Source organism: Mesobacterium pallidum, assembly GCF_019966535.1.
GTDB lineage: Bacteria > Pseudomonadota > Alphaproteobacteria > Rhodobacterales > Rhodobacteraceae > Mesobacterium > Mesobacterium pallidum.
Map to the genome: position 1 here is coordinate 200,985 of NZ_JAIMID010000003.1, position 16,053 is coordinate 217,037.

The following is a 16,053-nucleotide window of genomic DNA, read 5'->3' on the forward strand; positions in this document are numbered from 1 at the left end:
CGCGGGCGCCTCGGGTCGAGGGGGCTAGTGCGCGGGGGCCGGCACCGGGTCAAGCAGCGTGCGCCCGCCGTCCACGGTGAGGATCTGCCCGGTCATGAACTTGGAGGCGTCCGAGGCGAGGTATTGCACCGCCTCGACCATCTCGCCGGGGCCGGCGATGCGGGACATGGGCGTGTTGTCCTCGATCACCTTGCGATAGCCGTCGTTTTCCTTGAGCACGGACTTGAGGCTCGCGGACATGAGCGATCCGATGGCCACGCTGTTCACCCGGATCCGGTGCGGCGCCAGCGCCACGGCCAGCGAGCGCGTCATCTGGTCCAGCGCGGCGGTGGCGATGGAATAGCCCAACAATTCCGGCCGGGTGCGGCGCGCGGCGACCGAGCTGAGGTTGATGATGGCGCCCAGCGCACCGTCCTCCTGGTCCTTGCCCTGGCGGATCATGCGCTGCGCCACCAGACGGCTCAGCGCCAGCGGCGCCATCAGGTTCTGCTGCAGCATCAGGTTGACGGAATCGTCCTCGTCCTCGAGCGGGTCGGTCCAGACCACCTGCCGCGAGGCGTTGACGAGGATGTCCACCTTGTCGAAGGAATCGAGCGTGGCGGACAGCAGGTTGGCGATGGTCAGCCGTTCGCGCAGGTCTCCGGCGAACCATCGGACATTGTCGTCCTCGGAATTGCCGACCTCGCGCTCGAGCCGCTCATCATCCATGTCGACGAACATGACATTGGCGCCCTGGTTGGCGAAATGCCGCCCGATGGCAAGGCCGATGCCGTTCGCGGCGCCGGTGACGATGGCGGTCTTGCCCTCGATCGAAAAGCTCATCTTTCGCCTCCGGTTGCCCGCCTCTGCGGGGCCCTTGTCATTGCCTCAGCCGCGCCGCTGCGTGCGCGGCTTGCGGGCCTGGACCACCTTGTAGCGGGTGTCGCCCGCGACCTCGTCGACCAGCGCGAAATGGTCCCGCAGGTCCATTTCATAGGGCAGATGACGGTTCGCGACCAGCCAGAGCGTGCCCGAGGGCCGCAGAATGCGCGCGGCATTGCGGATGAAGGCCTGGCCCAGCGCCGGCTCGGCCGCGCGGCCGGTGTGGAAGGGCGGATTCATGACGACGGCATCGACGCTGCGCGGGGTGCCCCAGGTCGTGGCATCGGCCCAGTGGAACCGGGCCCGGTCGCCAGCATCCGCCAGGTTGGCTTGCGCGCAGAGATGCGCGGCATGGTCGGCCTCGACCAGGTCCACCCGCGCGACGCCCTGGCGGGCGAGCACGTGATGCGCCAGGTACCCCCAGCCCGAACCAAGGTCGGCGACATGGGCGCCCAGCTTTTGCGGCAGCGCCTCGGCCAGCATCGCCGAGCCGGGGTCGATCCCGTCCGCCGAGAAGACGCCGGGCGCGGTGATCCAGCCGCCCTCGACCTTCTGTGCTTCGGGCGCGGCCCAGTCCGAGAGGTCGCCGGGCGCACCCCAGAAGATCTTGCCATGGGCCTTGGAGAGGACGCCGTCGACGGTCCCGCGCTGGCGCAGGTCCTTCAGCAGCGAATCGACGCCGTCGGTCTTCTGCCCGTCAACGATCACCAGCGGGGCGAGCGTGGCGGCATGGGCGAGGCGCGCACGAGCCAGAGCCTTGGCGCGCGGCAGGACGACGATCGCGGCGGCGAAGGCGCCGGTCGCCGACACGACCGTCTCGCGCCCGGCGGCGGTCAGCGCGGCATGATCGGGGGCATTTGTGCTCTCGATCACCAGCGCGTCCTGCGGCAGGTCCGACAGGTCATCGCCCGCACGGGCGCCCAGGACGGCAATGCGCCCTTCCGGCAGCACGAGCCCGCCCGAAAGGGCGAGCGGCAGGCGGTCGGAGAGCGACATGCGCGCCCCTTATTCCTTTTCCATGGTGCATTGCAGCGGGTGCTGGTGCCGCCGCGCGAAATCCATCACCTGGGCGACCTTGGTCTCGGCGATCTCGTGGCTGAAGACTCCGACCACGGCCACGCCTTTCTTGTGCACGGTCAGCATGATCTCGAACGCCTGGGCGTGGGACATGCCGAAGAATCGCTCCAGCACATGCACGACGAATTCCATCGGCGTGTAATCGTCGTTCAGCAGCAGGACCTTGTAGAGAGGGGGGCGGCGCGTGCGGGTGCGGGTTTCCAGGATAACGCCGGACTCGTCGTCTTCACCGGCCATGAGATGGATGGGGGTGGTCATTACGCTTGCGGCTCTCGCTGGTTGCGGGTCTGTATATCTTGCGGATCGAGGCGGTTATATAGACCATTTGCCGGGCGATGGAAGGGGGCAGAACCATGCAGGCCTTGACGACAATCGGTTTCGACGCGGACGATACGCTTTGGCACAACGAACGCTTCTTCAAGCTGACCCAGGCGCGGTTCGCCGAGCTGCTGTCCGATCACGCCGACCCCGAGCACCTGGATGACCGCCTGCTCGCGGCCGAGCGGCGCAACATCGGGCATTACGGATTCGGCATCAAGGGCTTTACCCTGTCGATGATCGAGACGGCGATCGAGGTGACCGACGCCCGCGTGCCCGCCAGCGTCATCGCCGAGATCATGGCCGCCGGGCGCGAGATGCTGCGCCACCCGGTCGACCTGCTGCCCCATGCGCGGGAGGCGGTCGAGGCGGTGGCGGGCAGCCACCGGCTGGTGCTGATCACCAAGGGCGACCTGCTGGACCAGGAGCGCAAGCTGGCGCAATCGGGTCTGGGCGCGCTGTTCGACGCGGTCGAGATCGTGTCGGACAAGCGGCCCGAGACCTATGCCCGGATCTTTGGCGGGTTCGACGGGCCCGAGCGGGCGATGATGGTCGGCAATTCGATGAAAAGCGACGTGCGCCCGGCGCTCGAGGTCGGGGCCTGGGGGGTGCATGTCCCGCATGACCTGGCCTGGGCGCTGGAACATGCCGAACAGCCGGAGGGGGCGGAGCGGTTCGTGGAATTGGCGGACCTGTCGCAGCTTGGCCCGCTTGTCGCGCGGATCGGCTGATCCGCAGCGCCGCGACACCGGTGCCGCAGACGCGAATCCGAGTCGCCCCATTCTTGCCACAATTGCCACGATCCCGCCCCATTCGCCGGTCTGGTAGGTGGCCCCACGGGGCACCCCTACATGTGGACCACGCTAGGCGGGAAATGGTTAATTAACCTTTTAAGATGAACACTTTATTCAAAGGGAGAGCTGTGCTAGCCTTTCTGCAATCAAAAAGCACATGAGCCTGCCGCAACGACGGTGGGACGAGAGGCAGAAAAGGCAGGTTTATCGTGGCGGTACGGGGCAGACGTCCGGCCCGGCTGGGGCTATTGGCATTCACGGCACTTTGGTTCCTTCTGGCGATTCCCATCTCGGTCATGGCGGCGCCCTACGCGGCATTGGTGATGGATGCGCGGACCGGCGAGGTGCTGCATGCGCGCAATGCCGACACCCGGCTGCACCCGGCCTCGCTGACCAAGATGATGACGCTCTACATCACCTTCCAGGCGGTCGAGGCGGGCGAGCTGGACCTTGACCAGTACATCCGCATCTCGCCCAACGCGGCGGCTGAACCGCCGTCCAAGCTGGGGCTGCAATCGGGCCAGAAGATCAAGCTGCGCTACCTGATCCGCGCCGCGGCCGTGAAATCGGCCAATGACGCGGCGACGGCACTGGGCGAAGCGGTCGCCGGCTCGGAGGCGGCCTTTGCCCGGCGCATGAACCGCACGGCCAAGGCGCTGGGGATGACCCGCACCACCTTCAAGAACGCGCACGGCCTGACCGAGACCGGGCACATGTCGACGGCCCGCGACATGACCATCCTCGGGCGGCACCTGCTTTATGATTACCCGCAGTATTACAACCTCTTCTCGCGCATGACCGCGGATGCCGGCATCAAGACCGTGCCGAACACCAACCGGCGGTTCCTGAGCAGCTACAAGGGCGCGGACGGGATCAAGACCGGCTACACCCGCGCGGCGGGCTTCAACCTTGTCGCCTCGGCCGAACGCGGGCAGGAGCGGATCATCGCCACCGTCTTCGGTGGGCGCTCCTCGGCGCAGCGCAATGCCGAGGTGGCCGAGCTGCTGGATCTCGGGTTCAAGCGCGCGCCCAGCACGGCGCGGGTCAAGCGGCCCGACAAGCCCGACGTGACCTCGTTCCAGGCCGATCCCGAGGCCATGGCCAGCGCCACCGGCAACACGCCCGGCGGCGTCGGCAAGACGGTGCGGGTGAACGGGCTGGTCAAGGTGTCGCTGCGGCCGCAGGCGCGCCCCGGCACCACCGAGGTGCCCGCGCCGATGCTGATGGCCCAGAGCGACGTGCTGAAAGAGGCCGTGGCCGAGGCCAAGGACGTGAGCCTGACGGTTGCCGAGACCGTCGAGGCCGCCGCGCCCGAACCGGCACCCGTTCAGGTGGCCAGCGTGATGCCGGGCAAGAAGCCTCCGCTGCGGCCCGAGGGGCTGGCGCTGGTCAGCGTCGCCGCCGCCGCGCCCATCGCCACCGCCATAACAACCGCCGCAGCCCATGCGCCCGGCGAGGAGGAAGCGCCACGCGTGGTCGAGCGGGTCTCGACCTCGGGCGGGCGGCATTGGGGCATCAACATCGGCAGCTACCCGTCGCGCTATGCCGCCGAGAAGGTGCTGCTGAAGACCGCGCTGGCCGAAATGGACACGCTGGACGGGTCGCTGCGCAAGGTGGTGCAGCGGCGCGCCGGGTTCGACGCGAATTTCCTGGGCATGACGCGGGAAAGCGCGGACCTGGCCTGCCGCCGGCTGCAGGCCAGGAACGTGACCTGTTTCATGGTCGGGCCGGGTTGAGACCCGCCTGAGCGCTGGTGCGTCTTGCTCCCGTCGGATGCCTCCGGCAGGAGTATTTTTTGGAATAATGAAAGCAGGGAGTCAAAAGAAGCTTTGCGGGTCGATGTCGACGGCAAGGCGCAGCTGGCCCTTGAGTTTCGCCTGTGAGACCCATTGCGACAGGGCCGATTGCAGGGCCACGCCCTTGCCGGCCTTGACCAGCAGCCGCACGCGGTGACGGCCACGGACCCGGGCGATGGGCGCAGGTGCCGGGCCGTAGACCTGCGCGCCGACCCGGGCCAGGGGGGCGGTATTGCGGGCCAGGAAATTGCCCAGGTCGAACACCTCCTGCACGTCCGGGCCCGACAGGATGATCCCCGCCATCCGGCCATAGGGCGGCACGCCGGCGGCCTCGCGCCCTGCGGCCTCGGCCCGCCAGAAGGCTTCCTCGTCCCCGCCGAGGATGGCGCGGATCACCGGGTGTTCGGGCTGGTAGGTCTGCATCACCGCCTCGCCCGGCCGCTCGGCGCGGCCCGCCCGGCCCGCCACCTGGCGCATCAGCTGGAAGGTGCGTTCGGCCGCGCGCAGGTCCGAGCCTTGCAGCCCGAGGTCGGCGTCGATCACGCCCACCAGCGTCAGCAGGGGAAAATTGTGCCCCTTGGCCACCAGCTGTGTGCCGATGATGATGTCGGCGTCGCCCTTGGCGATCTCTTCGATCCGCTCCTTCAGCGCGCGCGCCGAGCCGAAAAGGTCCGAGCTGAGCACCACGACCCGCGCATCGGGCCAGTGCCGTGCCGCCTCTTCGGCCAGCCGCTCGACCCCGGGGCCCACGGGGGCGAGCTTGCCCTCGGCCGCGCAGGAGGGGCAAGTTTCCGGGATCGGCTTCGTCTCGCCGCATTGGTGGCACATGAGCCGCTTGAGAAAGCGGTGCTCGACCATCTTCGCGTCGCACTGGTCGCAACCGATCTGGTGGCCGCAGGCCCGGCAGATCGTCACCGGCGCATAGCCGCGGCGGTTGAGGAACAGCAGGCTCTGTTCGCCCGCCTCCATCCGCTTGTCCACGGCCCGCCTGAGCGCGGGCGAGATCCATTCGCCCGCCGGCACATCCTCGCGCCGCATGTCGATCGTGCGCATCTCGGGCAGGACGGATTCGCCAAAACGCGAGATCAGTTCGACCCGCTCGTACTTGCCGCTTTCGGCATTGGCCCAGGTCTCGAGGCAAGGCGTGGCCGAGGCCAGAACCACCCGCGCCCCGCAGAGCGACGCCCGCAGCACGGCCATGTCGCGGGCATTGTAAAAGACGCCCTCCTCCTGCTTGTAGGAGGTGTCGTGTTCCTCGTCGACGACGATCAGGCCAAGGTTCTGGTAGGGCAAGAAGAGCGCCGAGCGGGCACCGACCACCAGCTGCGCATCCCCCTGCCCCACCATGCGCCAGACGCGGCGGCGCTCGGTCATGGTCACGCCCGAATGCCACTCGGCAGGCTTGGCGCCGAACCGTGCCTCGACCCGGGTCAGGAACTCGCCCGACAGGGCGATCTCGGGCAGCAGCACCAGCGCCTGCTGGCCATGGCGCAGGGCCTCGGCGACAGCTTCGAGATATACCTCGGTCTTGCCGGACCCGGTCACGCCCTTGAGCAGCACCGTGCCGTAGCCCCCCGCGTCCACGCCCGCGCGCAGGCGGGAGGCGGCGGCGGACTGGTCTTCGGTCAGGTCCTTGCCGCCGTAGTCGGGATCGAGCCGAGGGAACGGCAGGTCGCGCGGCGCGTCTTCCTCGCTGACGGCGCCCTGCTTGACGAGGCCCTTGACCACGCCGGTCGTGACCCCGGCCAGTTCGGCCAGCTCTGTCAGGGTGAAGGACAGCCCGCCGTAGTCGCGCAGCACCCCCAACACCTGTTCACGGGCCGAGGTCATGCGGTCGGGCTCCACCCCGCCCAGCCGGTAGACCTTGCGCATCGACGGCGGATCGCCAAGGCCCGGCGCGCGGGTCGCCAGCCGCAGCATCGCGGACATGGGCGTGAGCGTGTACGCGCCCATCTTTTCCAGGAACGACCGCATCTCGTCCCGCATCGGCGCGGCATCCAGCACCCGGATGACCGACCGGACCTTGGCGTAATCCCAATCGCCGCGCCCCTCGCCCCAGACGACGCCCAGCACCTTGCGCGGGCCCAGCGGCACCTCGACATAGGCGCCCAGGTGACAGCCGCCCTCGGGCGCGCGGTAATCCAGCACGCGGTCGAGGGGCTGGGCGGTCAGAACGCCCACCAGGTCGCCTTCGTCGAAGTAGCTTTTCACCGCCGCCGGTCCTTGCTTGATCGCCCCAGACCTAGTGCCCCGGGGCGCCCATTGGAACCGCTTTTCGGGGAAGCCCGGGCCGATGGGTCACACCCGATCCGGGTTTCCGGGCACCGGCCGCCTTTTAAGGTGGGCAAATCGCCCCCGGCCTTGCTACAAGGTTTACAAAAAAGACACCAAGAGGCCCGGGATGAGCAGCAGCCCCATGATCGACGAAACCCTGCGCGAGAAGATCATCGCAAAGCCTGAGTCGATACTCGACGACCAGGACCTGATGCGGGCGCTGATCGCGGCCAATGAAAAGTCGATGGGCGGCAATATCGTCGACCTGCGCGGCATCGCGATGGAGCGGCTCGAGGCCCGGCTGGACCGGCTCGAGGACACGCACCGCTCGGTCATCGCGGCGGCCTACGAGAACCTCGCCGGGACCAACCAGATCCACCGCGCCGTGCTGCGCATGCTCGACCCGACCGAGTTCGAACCCTTCCTGCGCGACCTTGGCGGCGAAGTGGCCGAGATCCTGCGCGTCGATACCGTGCGGCTGGTGCTGGAATCGACGCAGAACGACACCGACCCCGCCGTCACCCGCCTGGGCGACGTGCTGTCGGTGGCCGAGCCGGGTTTCATCGACCGCTACATCACCGGCGGGCGCAATGCCCCGGCGCGCCCCGTGGTGCTGCGCCAGCTGGCGCATGGCGACCCGGCGATCTTTGGCGAGGCCACCGATTACATCCGCTCCGAAGCCTGCCTGCGGCTCGATTTCGGCGCGGGCCGCCTGCCGGGCATGCTGGTGCTTGGCGCCGAGGACCCGCACCAGTTCACCCCGCAGCAGGGCACGGACCTCTTGACCTTCTTCGCCGGCGTCTTCGAACGCGCCATGCGGCGCTGGCTGTCGTGAGCGGCGCGGCCGTCGTCATGTCCCCGGCGCTGAGCGCCGCGCTTGCCGACTGGCTGGATACCGAACGCGCGCTGAAGGGCGCGGCCGAGAACACGATCACCGCCTACCGGGCCGACGTGGCCGGGTTCCTGTCGTTCATGACCACGCACCAGGGCGATACGCTGGGCCTCGCCCCCATCGCGCGCATTTCGGTGACCGACATGCGGTCCTGGATGGCGCATGAGCGCGGCGCGGGGGTCGGCGCCCGGTCGCTCGCGCGCAAGCTCTCGGCGGTCAAGACCTTCTACCGCTGGCTCAGTCGGCGCGAGGGGTTCGAACCCACGGCCGTGCTGTCGACCCGCAGCCCCAAGTACACCCGCAAGCTGCCCCGCCCCCTGGCCGAGGACGCCGCCCGCGCGATGATCGACACGGTCGAGCTGCAGGCCCGCGACGGCTGGATCGCCGCGCGCGACGTGGCGGTGGTGACGCTGCTTTACGGCTGCGGGCTGCGGATCTCGGAGGCGCTGTCGCTGACCGGCGCCGACTATCCGCTACCCCAGCCGCTGCGCATCACCGGCAAGGGCGGCAAAGAGCGGATCGTGCCCGTCATCGCCGCCGCCCGCGACGCTGTCGCGGACTACGTGCAGCTTTGCCCCTACCCGGCCGAAGCCGACGCGCCGCTGTTCCGCGGCGCCCGCGGCGGCGCGCTGAACGCGCGGCTGATCCAGAAGGTCGTGGCGCAATCGCGGATGCAGCTGGGCCTGCCGGCCACGGCCACGCCCCACGCCATGCGCCACAGCTTTGCCACCCACTTGCTGAACAAGGGCGGCGACCTGCGCGCCATCCAGGAGCTGCTGGGCCACGCCTCGCTCTCGACCACGCAGGCCTACACGGCGGTCGACACCGCCCGCCTGCTCGAGGTCTACCAGGCGGCCCACCCCAAGGCCTGAGCCCACCCTTTCATTATTCTCCAAATACTCATTCCGTCAGCACCACGGGCGCGGCCCCTGCGTCAGAAGTCGAACAGGTCCTCAAGGAACGATCCCCGCTTCTTTTTCGGCTTGCGGTATTCATCGCGATACTCCTCACGGTACTCCTGAGACGGCGGGGCCACCGGCTGCACGGGCGCCGCGCTGCGCTCGATGATCTTGTCCAGCTCGCCCCGGTCCAGCCAGACGCCGCGACAGGTCGGGCAATAGTCGATCTCGACCCCCGCGCGTTCGGTCATCACCAGGTTGCTTCCGTCCAGCGGGCATTTCATGCGTCGTCTCCGTTGCTTGTGCCCCACCGATGTGGGGACGGCCCGGCCCGCGATCAAGCTGCCGCCCCGATGCGCATCCCTGCAGCCCGGGCCGCGGACCTTGCCTGCCGGGGCTTTTCATCCCCGCGCGAAAGCCGCACACTCCGCCCAAAGACCAGGAGAGCCCATGCCCTTTCAGCACGACATGCCGATCATGTTCGGCGATTGCGACCCCTTCGGGATCGTCTTCTACCCGAACTACTTCCGCTGGATGGACAACACCTTCCACATGATGTGCGCGGCCGCCGGGTTCTCGCAGACCGACCTGCCGGCGCATGGCATCAAGGGCACGCCCCTGCGCGACGTGGGCGCGGAATTCCACAGCCCGGCCAGGGCCGGCGACACATTGACCATCTCGGCCGAGATCGCGGAATTCACCCGGTCGTCTCTCAAGGTCGCATACCGGCTGTCGATCGGCGAGCGGCTGGTGGCGACGGGGCACGAGCTGCGGATCTTCGTCAAGGAAAAGGACGGCGGCATCGCCTCGGCCCGCGCGCCCGAGCCCATCCGCGAGATGCTCGCGCCCTACACGGCATGAGTGACCGCGCGCTCCTCGAACGGCTGTACGCCGCCGCGGTCGAAGCCGCGGACCCGGACCGGGCGGTGAAATCCGCGATGCGCGACCACCCCGTGCCCGAGACGGCGGGCGCGCTGACCGTGATCGCCTTCGGCAAGGCCGCGCCGGCGATGATGCGCGCGGCCCTCGCTTGCCTGCCCACGCCCCGCGCCGCGCTGGTCGTCACGCATCATGAGAACAGCACGACCCTGCCCGGCGTCGAGACCATCCGCGCGGGCCACCCGGTGCCCGACGAACACGGGCTGCGCGCGGGCCAGCGGATCATGGAACTGCTGGCCGAGACCGGCCCGGGGGACCGGGTGGTCGTGCTGGTCTCGGGCGGCGGCTCTGCACTGGTGCCGGCGCCAGCGGGGGGCTTGAGCCTTGCCGACAAGCAGGCCGTGAACCGCGCCCTGCTCGAGGCGGGGCTGGACATCACGGCGATGAACCTCGTGCGCCAGCAGCTCTCGGAGCTGAAAGGCGGGGGCCTTCTGCGCCATGCCGCGCCCGCCTCGGTCCATGCCTACATCCTGTCGGACGTGATCGGCGACGACCTGCGCGCCATCGCCTCGGGGCCGACCGCCTCGCCCCTTGGGACGCGCGCCGAGGCCAAGGCGCTGCTGGAAGTCGCGGACGCCTGGGACAAGCTGCCCGCCCGCGTGCGCGACCTGCTGTCGGCGCCCGACGAGACCGTGGAGATGCCCGAGGCCGACAACATCCTCGTCGGCTCCAACCGCCAGTCGCTGGCCGCCATGGTCGAGGCCGCGCCGGAGGGGATCGAGACCCGCATCGTCTCGGATCACCTGGTCGGCGACGTCGCGGAGGCCTGCGCCGAGATCGTGGCGGCCGCGAAAACGGCCCCCCTCCCCTGCCTGCTGATCTTCGGTGGCGAGACCACTGTGCGGATCGCCGGCACCGGCACGGGCGGGCGCAACCAGGAGCTGGCGCTGCGGATCGCCTTCGAGGACCTGCCGGGCACGTGGACGTTCCTCTCGGGCGGCACCGATGGGCGCGACGGGCCGACCGATGCGGCCGGCGGGATCGTCGATGCGGGCACCCTCCAGCGCATCAGGGACGCGGGCCAGGACCCGCAGGCGCTGCTGGCGAACAACGACAGCCACGCCGCGCTCGAGGCCGCAGGCGACCTCTTGCGCGTGCCCGCGACGGGCACCAACGTGGCGGATGTTCAGGCCCTGCTCATCCGCGCCTGATGGCGGGCGGCGCGCGCGGCCCGCGCCTCGTCCCGGTGACGGCGGAAGATGCGGGCGTTCAGCGCCCCGCCGATCAGCACCACGTAGGCCGACAGGTAGAACCACATCAGCAGGGCGACGGCGGCCCCGAGCGAGCCGTAGACCTCGTTGTAATTGGCGAAGTTCTGCAGGTAGATGCTGAACAGCAGCGAAACCCCCAGCCACAGGACCGCCGCCAGGATCGCCCCGGGCGAGATCCAGCCCGGCCGCTCGCGGTCGCCGAAGTTCGGCCCGAGCCGGTAGGTCAGCCCCAGCGCCATGATGATCGACCCCAGCGCCGCGCCCCAGCGCAGCGCCTCGACCAGCCAGGACGACACCGCGCCCTGCGGCAGGAAGGCCTGGAAGATCGGCACCACGATGATGGCCGCGATGGCGACCACGGCCGTACCGCAGATCGACAGGGTCAGCAGGATCGCCTGCAGGTAGCGCATGAACGTGTTGGCCCGGTGCGGCAGCGAATGCGCCGCGTTGAGCCCCCGGATCAGCGCCGACACCCCGGCCCGCGCCGACCAGAGCGCGAAGAGGAAGCTGACGATGGTCGCATAGGTCAGCGTCTCGTAGGACCCGGCCGTGATCAGCCGGCCCAGCGTGTCGGCGATGACCTTGAAGACCTCGGGCGGGACCACCTCCTGCGACAGCTCGAGCGTGGTCTGGATCTGTTCGGGGTCGAAGAAGATGCTCCAGGTCAGCACCAGCACCGCCAGCGCGGGAAAGACCGCGAGCGTGGCAAAAAAGCCGATCCCGGCGGCAATCAGGCCCAGGTTGGCCCGGTCGATCAGGTCGAGCAGCGCGAGGAGCTCTCGCACGGGCGGAAAGGCGATGATCCGCGCGTAGATGGCTTTCATGTCGGTCCGTCCCATGTTCCTTGCCCCAGCAACCTAGGGCGCATGGGCGGAAGGTTCCAGCAACGCGGGCCTTTACGGGCCCGGCCCGATGGCGCAAAACCGGCCCAAGCAGGGAGAAAGCCGATGCCGAACCACCTTTACGACCGCCTGTTCGCCCCCCATGCGGGCAGCGACCGCACCTTCCTGGTGCTGCCGGACGGCGCGCGGATCAGCTATGCCGATTTCCTCGGCCTGACGGCCCGCTACGCCCATGCGCTGAAGGGGCTGGGGCTGGAGACCGGCGACCGCATCGCGCTGCAACTGGCGAAATCGCCCGAAATGCTGGCTCTGGTGGCGGCGTCGATCCAGGCGGGCGTGGTCTTTCTGCCGCTGAACACGGCCTATACCGCGGCCGAGGTGCACTACTTCGTCGAGAATTCCGGCGCCCGGGTGCTGGTCTGCGATCCGGGCGATGCGGACAAGCTGACCGCCGTGGCGGCCGCCTGCGAGGCGCAGCTGGTGACGCTGGGCAGTGATGGTCAGGGCAGTTTCGCCGACCTGGCCGAAAGGCAGCCCGCGGTCTTCGAGACCGTGGATCGCGGCGCCGATGACCTCGCCGCCTTCCTCTACACCTCGGGTACCACCGGGCGGTCCAAGGGCGCGATGCTGAGCCATGACAACCTGTTGTCGAATGCCGAGGTGCTGGCCGACTACTGGCGCTTCACGGCGGATGACGTTCTGCTGCACGCTCTGCCGATCTTCCACACCCATGGCCTGTTCGTGGCGACCAACGTCATCCTGCTGACCGGCGCGGCCATGATCTTTGTCCCTAAGTTCGACGCGGCCGAGATGATTCGGCTGATGCCGCAGGCCACGACGATGATGGGCGTGCCGACCTTCTACACGCGCCTGCTGGACGATCCGCGCTTTGACCGCGATCTGGTCGCGGGCATGCGTCTGTTCGTGTCGGGGTCGGCCCCGCTGCTGGCCGAGACGCATCGGCAGTTCGAGGACCGCACCGGCCACCGCATCCTCGAGCGCTACGGGATGACCGAGACGAACATGAACACCTCGAACCCCTATGACGGCGACCGGCGCGCCGGGACGGTCGGCGTTCCGCTGCCGGGAGTCGAGGTGAAGGTCTGCGACGCGGAGGGCGCCGAGCTGCCGGCGGGCGAGATCGGCACGCTCGAGGTGCGCGGGCCGAATGTCTTCCAGGGCTATTGGCAAATGCCCGAGAAGACAGCCAAAGAGCTGCGGGCCGACGGGTTCTTCATCACCGGCGATCTCGCCTTCATGGATGCCGATGGCTATGTCACCATCGTCGGTCGCGGCAAGGACCTGATCATCTCGGGCGGGTTCAACATCTACCCGAAAGAGCTGGAGCTGCTGCTCGACGACCAGCCGGGCGTGCTGGAAAGCGCGGTAATCGGCGTGCCGCACCCCGATTTCGGCGAGACGCCGCTGGGGCTGATCGTGGCGACGCCGGGCGCGGCACCCGATCTGGACACGATCATGGAGGACCTGCGCGCCAGGCTCGCCCGGTTCAAGCACCCGCGCGAGCTGCTGATGATCGACGCCCTGCCGCGCAACACCATGGGCAAGGTGCAGAAAGCCGCCCTGCGCGACGCCTACAGGGACCGCTTTTCGGCCTGACCCGCATCGGGCCCGGCCGGGCCCGCCTCGGCCGCGGGCGCGGGGGTGGAGAGGCGGCGAATCATCCCCTTGGCCCGCAGGCGTGCGAGCAGCAGATGGCCGCCGAACCGGGGCTCCGCGTCGCCGGCGCGCTGGCCGATCGCCTCTTTCAGGCGCGCGGTCGCGGCCTCGGACAGGGCGTGGGAGATCGCGTCGTGCAGGTCGGCGGCCGTCAGGTCGGCCTGGCTGACGTAGCGCGAAACGCCAAAGCTCATGGCCGTCATCCGCGCGCTGTCGTCTGCCTCGGGCCAGATCATCAGCGCCGGCGTGTGTTCATGCGCGGGCTCCGCGCGCATCAATTGCAGCGCCCCGAGCCATTCCGGGTCACGCGTTTCGCCGATCAGCGCGATATCGAAGCCCCGCCGCTCGTCGATCATCTGACCCAGTTCGAGGGCCGATCGGCATTCCAGCAGCCGAAGGCTGAGGCCGGTGGCCATGCACAGCCGCGTCAGGCGCCTACGGCGCAGCTCTGACCCGTCGAGGATCAGCACCGTCGCGGTCCCCAGCCCGGCCGGTACGCCGGCCCCCCTGTCGGACCTGTCCCTGGCGAGATGTTTCATGTCGCACTCCTTGCCGTTGCATTCTGCGCGGCTACAGAACGGCCAAAAGGCTTAAGATGTGGTGTACCGCCGAGGGTTGAGGGGATTGTCAAAGATTCACGGATTGTTAGCGGAACTGTGTCCCTATGCCCCCGACCCAGAACGGAGGAAAGCCATGGAGAACCTGGCAAAACGGATGGACCTGGACGACCGTCCGGACACGGTCGGCGCCGACGCCAGCGATGGCGACACGATGCTGCACCTCGTCAGCCACGAGATCCGCGAATCGGTGCGGGCCCTGGTCGAACTGCCGCTGATCATCGCGGATGACCTGGCCCGGCTGGGGCAACGGCCGATGGGGCCGGTCGCCCAGCACCTGCAGTTGATGACCGACCACGGTGCGCGCCTTGACCGGCTGATGAACGACGTGATCATCCATTCGCGGATCGGGCGGATGCAGACCCTGCGGCGGATGAACCTGAAGACCGCGATCGACGACGTGCTGGCCGATGGCGTGCTGCCGCGCGGCTTCCGGCTGCGCCACGACCTGCGCCAGTCGTGGATCGACATCGGCGAACGGGACCTGATGGTCCTGCTGGCGGCCCTGTTGCGCAACGCGGCCCAGCACCATGACAAGACCAGCGGAAACGTGTTCATCCGCTGCCATCGCGACGCGGACATGGCCGTGTTGCAGGTGCTCGACGACGGCCCCGGCATCCCCGAGGAATTCCGCGGCAAGGTGCTGGACCCGCTGACCACGCTCGGCCCGCGCCAGCCCGGACGCAGCAACGGCATGGGCCTGGCACATGCCGCCAAGATCGCGCGGCGTTACGGGGGCAGCATCCGGCTGGACGACGGCCTCAAGGGCCGCGGCACCTGCGTCGAACTGCGCCTGCCCCTCGCCCCGGCTGCCGGCCAACGCATGCGCACCTTGCCGAACGGCTGACGGGGCACGAAGGGCCGGCGCAGGCGCCGGGGCGATCGCCGGGACGCGGACGGGCTCAGCTGGCCCGTCTCAGATCAGCGACCGGGCCCGCTTGGATTTCTCGCGCTGGATGCCCAGCCGCCGCTCGCGCCAGATGATCAGCACGCCGGCCGCGATGACGATGGCGGCCCCCACCAGTGTCTGCCGCGTGGGGATCTCGGCGAACCAGACATAGCCGATGGCGATGGCGAAGATCATCGAGGCGTATTCGAACGGCGCCACGACCGAGGCCGGCGCGTAGCGGTAGCAGGAGGTCAGGACGATCTGCCCCACCCCGCCGATCAACCCGGCCAGCACCAGCCGCAGCCCCGCCCCAAGGTCGGGGATGACCCAGCCGAAGGGCAGCGTCAGCAGGGACAGAAGCATCGAGGTCAGCGTGAAATAGAAGACAATGGCCGAGGTCCGCTCGGTCGCGACCATCTTGCGGATGTAGACCTGCGCCAGCGCGGCGGCGGTGGCCGAGACCAGCATGAGCACGACGCCGATGGCCTCGGCCGTGTGCATCTCGGGGCCGGAAAACGTGGTGAGCCGCGGCGCGATGATGATCAGCACCCCGACCAGGCCGATGCCGATGGCCGAGAGGCGGAAGATGCCGACCTTTTCATTCAGGAACATGGCCGCGAAGATGGTGAGCAGGATCGGCATGGCATAGCCGATGGCCGTGACCTCGGGCAGCGGCAGCAGCATGACCGCGGCAAAGCCGCAGCCCATGGCCGTGGTCCCGATGAAGCCGCGCCAGACGTGGCTCATGGGATCCGCGACGCGCAGGCCGCTGGAAAGCTCGCCCCGCAGGGCCAGCCAGGCAAAGAGCACCGGGAAGGCGAAGGCCGAGCGGAAGAACACCGCCTCGCCCGGCGGCACGCTGTCCGACACGGACTTGATCAGCGCGCTCATCACGATGAAGCAGAGCACCGCGATCAGCTTGAGAAGGATGCCGCGCATCGGTTGCATGGGGGGCCTCGACTAGCTG

Annotated in this window: 16 protein-coding genes; 8 read left to right on the forward strand and 8 right to left on the reverse strand. The window is 68.9% G+C overall.

Going from position 1 to position 16,053, the window contains the following annotated elements:
* Positions 1 to 24 precede the first annotated feature (24 nt).
* From MF270_RS06295 to clpS, 3 genes are read right to left on the reverse strand one after another with little or no spacing between them, the layout of a single operon-like run.
* On the reverse strand, positions 25 to 822 hold the full coding sequence (locus MF270_RS06295; protein WP_238365022.1) for an SDR family NAD(P)-dependent oxidoreductase: 798 nt from the start codon (positions 820 to 822) through the stop codon (positions 25 to 27).
* Positions 823 to 867: 45 nt separating this feature from the next.
* Positions 868 to 1,857: a class I SAM-dependent methyltransferase gene (locus MF270_RS06300; protein WP_238365023.1), complete on the reverse strand. Its 990-nt coding sequence runs from the start codon at positions 1,855 to 1,857 to the stop codon at positions 868 to 870.
* Between the two features lie 9 nt (positions 1,858 to 1,866).
* A complete protein-coding gene (gene clpS / locus MF270_RS06305) occupies positions 1,867 to 2,175 on the reverse strand; it encodes an ATP-dependent Clp protease adapter ClpS (RefSeq protein ID WP_418887864.1) in 309 nt (102 codons plus the stop codon).
* A 116-nt stretch (positions 2,176 to 2,291) separates the two neighbouring features.
* On the opposite strand from clpS, the gene MF270_RS06310 reads away from it, so the two are divergent.
* Both MF270_RS06310 and MF270_RS06315 read left to right on the forward strand, forming a co-directional pair.
* Positions 2,292 to 2,987 (forward strand): HAD family hydrolase, encoded by a 696-nt coding sequence (locus MF270_RS06310; protein ID WP_238365025.1) that lies wholly within the window; start codon positions 2,292 to 2,294, stop codon positions 2,985 to 2,987.
* Between the two features lie 359 nt (positions 2,988 to 3,346).
* On the forward strand, positions 3,347 to 4,786 hold the full coding sequence (locus MF270_RS06315) for a D-alanyl-D-alanine carboxypeptidase family protein (protein ID WP_238365026.1): 1,440 nt from the start codon (positions 3,347 to 3,349) through the stop codon (positions 4,784 to 4,786).
* Between the two features lie 81 nt (positions 4,787 to 4,867).
* Here the strand turns inward: MF270_RS06315 and MF270_RS06320 are convergent, their stop codons facing one another.
* Positions 4,868 to 7,057, reverse strand: coding sequence for a primosomal protein N' (locus MF270_RS06320; protein WP_238365027.1), 2,190 nt, complete (start codon positions 7,055 to 7,057; stop codon positions 4,868 to 4,870).
* 190 nt (positions 7,058 to 7,247) lie between these two features.
* Between MF270_RS06320 and MF270_RS06325 the strand changes: the two genes are divergently transcribed.
* Together MF270_RS06325 and MF270_RS06330 are read left to right on the forward strand one after the other, a co-directional pair.
* Positions 7,248 to 7,955, forward strand: a complete 708-nt coding sequence (locus MF270_RS06325) for a DUF484 family protein (protein ID WP_238365028.1) — start codon at positions 7,248 to 7,250, stop codon at positions 7,953 to 7,955.
* 17 nt (positions 7,956 to 7,972) lie between these two features.
* A complete protein-coding gene (locus MF270_RS06330; protein ID WP_238365184.1) occupies positions 7,973 to 8,884 on the forward strand; it encodes a tyrosine recombinase XerC in 912 nt (303 codons plus the stop codon).
* 62 nt (positions 8,885 to 8,946) lie between these two features.
* Here MF270_RS06330 and MF270_RS06335 read toward each other — a convergent pair whose 3' ends face one another.
* Positions 8,947 to 9,195 carry a TFIIB-type zinc ribbon-containing protein gene (locus MF270_RS06335; RefSeq protein ID WP_238365029.1) on the reverse strand — a complete coding sequence of 83 codons (249 nt, stop codon included), beginning with the start codon at positions 9,193 to 9,195 and terminating at the stop codon, positions 8,947 to 8,949.
* A 166-nt stretch (positions 9,196 to 9,361) separates the two neighbouring features.
* On the opposite strand from MF270_RS06335, the gene MF270_RS06340 reads away from it, so the two are divergent.
* Together MF270_RS06340 and MF270_RS06345 are read left to right on the forward strand one after the other, a co-directional pair.
* Positions 9,362 to 9,772, forward strand: a complete 411-nt coding sequence (locus MF270_RS06340) for an acyl-CoA thioesterase (RefSeq protein WP_238365030.1) — start codon at positions 9,362 to 9,364, stop codon at positions 9,770 to 9,772.
* Positions 9,769 to 11,001: a glycerate kinase type-2 family protein gene (locus MF270_RS06345; protein ID WP_238365031.1), complete on the forward strand. Its 1,233-nt coding sequence runs from the start codon at positions 9,769 to 9,771 to the stop codon at positions 10,999 to 11,001. The genes MF270_RS06340 and MF270_RS06345 overlap by 4 nt, the downstream gene beginning before the upstream one ends.
* Here the strand turns inward: MF270_RS06345 and MF270_RS06350 are convergent.
* Complete coding sequence (locus tag MF270_RS06350) at positions 10,977 to 11,885, reverse strand: YihY/virulence factor BrkB family protein (protein ID WP_238365032.1); 909 nt, start codon at positions 11,883 to 11,885, stop codon at positions 10,977 to 10,979. The genes MF270_RS06345 and MF270_RS06350 overlap by 25 nt on opposite strands.
* Before the next feature lie 123 nt (positions 11,886 to 12,008).
* On the opposite strand from MF270_RS06350, the gene MF270_RS06355 reads away from it, so the two are divergent.
* Positions 12,009 to 13,520, forward strand: a complete 1,512-nt coding sequence (locus tag MF270_RS06355; protein WP_238365033.1) for a malonate--CoA ligase — start codon at positions 12,009 to 12,011, stop codon at positions 13,518 to 13,520.
* Here the strand turns inward: MF270_RS06355 and MF270_RS06360 are convergent.
* The gene (locus tag MF270_RS06360) at positions 13,496 to 14,119 is read right to left on the reverse strand and encodes a response regulator (RefSeq protein ID WP_238365034.1); all 624 of its coding nucleotides are present in this window, start codon (positions 14,117 to 14,119) and stop codon (positions 13,496 to 13,498) included. The genes MF270_RS06355 and MF270_RS06360 overlap by 25 nt on opposite strands.
* A 154-nt stretch (positions 14,120 to 14,273) precedes the next feature.
* On the opposite strand from MF270_RS06360, the gene MF270_RS06365 reads away from it, so the two are divergent.
* Positions 14,274 to 15,044 (forward strand): sensor histidine kinase, encoded by a 771-nt coding sequence (locus tag MF270_RS06365; RefSeq protein ID WP_238365035.1) that lies wholly within the window; start codon positions 14,274 to 14,276, stop codon positions 15,042 to 15,044.
* A 69-nt stretch (positions 15,045 to 15,113) separates the two neighbouring features.
* Here MF270_RS06365 and MF270_RS06370 read toward each other — a convergent pair whose 3' ends face one another.
* The gene (locus MF270_RS06370) at positions 15,114 to 16,034 is read right to left on the reverse strand and encodes a DMT family transporter (RefSeq protein WP_238365036.1); all 921 of its coding nucleotides are present in this window, start codon (positions 16,032 to 16,034) and stop codon (positions 15,114 to 15,116) included.
* Positions 16,035 to 16,053: the final 19 nt, after the last annotated feature.

Excerpts from the sequence above, each read along its gene's own strand:
- MF270_RS06295 (WP_238365022.1), bottom strand. The coding sequence starts at position 822 with ATGAGCTTTTCGATCGAGGGCAAGACCGCCATCGTCACCGGCGCCGCG.
- MF270_RS06300 (WP_238365023.1), bottom strand. The coding sequence starts at position 1,857 with ATGTCGCTCTCCGACCGCCTGCCGCTCGCCCTTTCGGGCGGGCTCGTG.
- clpS (WP_418887864.1), bottom strand. The coding sequence starts at position 2,175 with ATGGCCGGTGAAGACGACGAGTCCGGCGTTATCCTGGAAACCCGCACC.
- MF270_RS06310 (WP_238365025.1), top strand. The coding sequence starts at position 2,292 with ATGCAGGCCTTGACGACAATCGGTTTCGACGCGGACGATACGCTTTGG.
- MF270_RS06315 (WP_238365026.1), top strand. The coding sequence starts at position 3,347 with ATGGCGGCGCCCTACGCGGCATTGGTGATGGATGCGCGGACCGGCGAG.
- MF270_RS06325 (WP_238365028.1), top strand. The coding sequence starts at position 7,248 with ATGAGCAGCAGCCCCATGATCGACGAAACCCTGCGCGAGAAGATCATC.
- MF270_RS06330 (WP_238365184.1), top strand. The coding sequence starts at position 7,973 with ATGTCCCCGGCGCTGAGCGCCGCGCTTGCCGACTGGCTGGATACCGAA.
- MF270_RS06335 (WP_238365029.1), bottom strand. The coding sequence starts at position 9,195 with ATGAAATGCCCGCTGGACGGAAGCAACCTGGTGATGACCGAACGCGCG.
- MF270_RS06340 (WP_238365030.1), top strand. The coding sequence starts at position 9,362 with ATGCCCTTTCAGCACGACATGCCGATCATGTTCGGCGATTGCGACCCC.
- MF270_RS06345 (WP_238365031.1), top strand. The coding sequence starts at position 9,769 with ATGAGTGACCGCGCGCTCCTCGAACGGCTGTACGCCGCCGCGGTCGAA.
- MF270_RS06350 (WP_238365032.1), bottom strand. The coding sequence starts at position 11,885 with ATGAAAGCCATCTACGCGCGGATCATCGCCTTTCCGCCCGTGCGAGAG.
- MF270_RS06355 (WP_238365033.1), top strand. The coding sequence starts at position 12,009 with ATGCCGAACCACCTTTACGACCGCCTGTTCGCCCCCCATGCGGGCAGC.
- MF270_RS06360 (WP_238365034.1), bottom strand. The coding sequence starts at position 14,119 with ATGAAACATCTCGCCAGGGACAGGTCCGACAGGGGGGCCGGCGTACCG.
- MF270_RS06365 (WP_238365035.1), top strand. The coding sequence starts at position 14,274 with ATGGAGAACCTGGCAAAACGGATGGACCTGGACGACCGTCCGGACACG.
- MF270_RS06370 (WP_238365036.1), bottom strand. The coding sequence starts at position 16,034 with ATGCAACCGATGCGCGGCATCCTTCTCAAGCTGATCGCGGTGCTCTGC.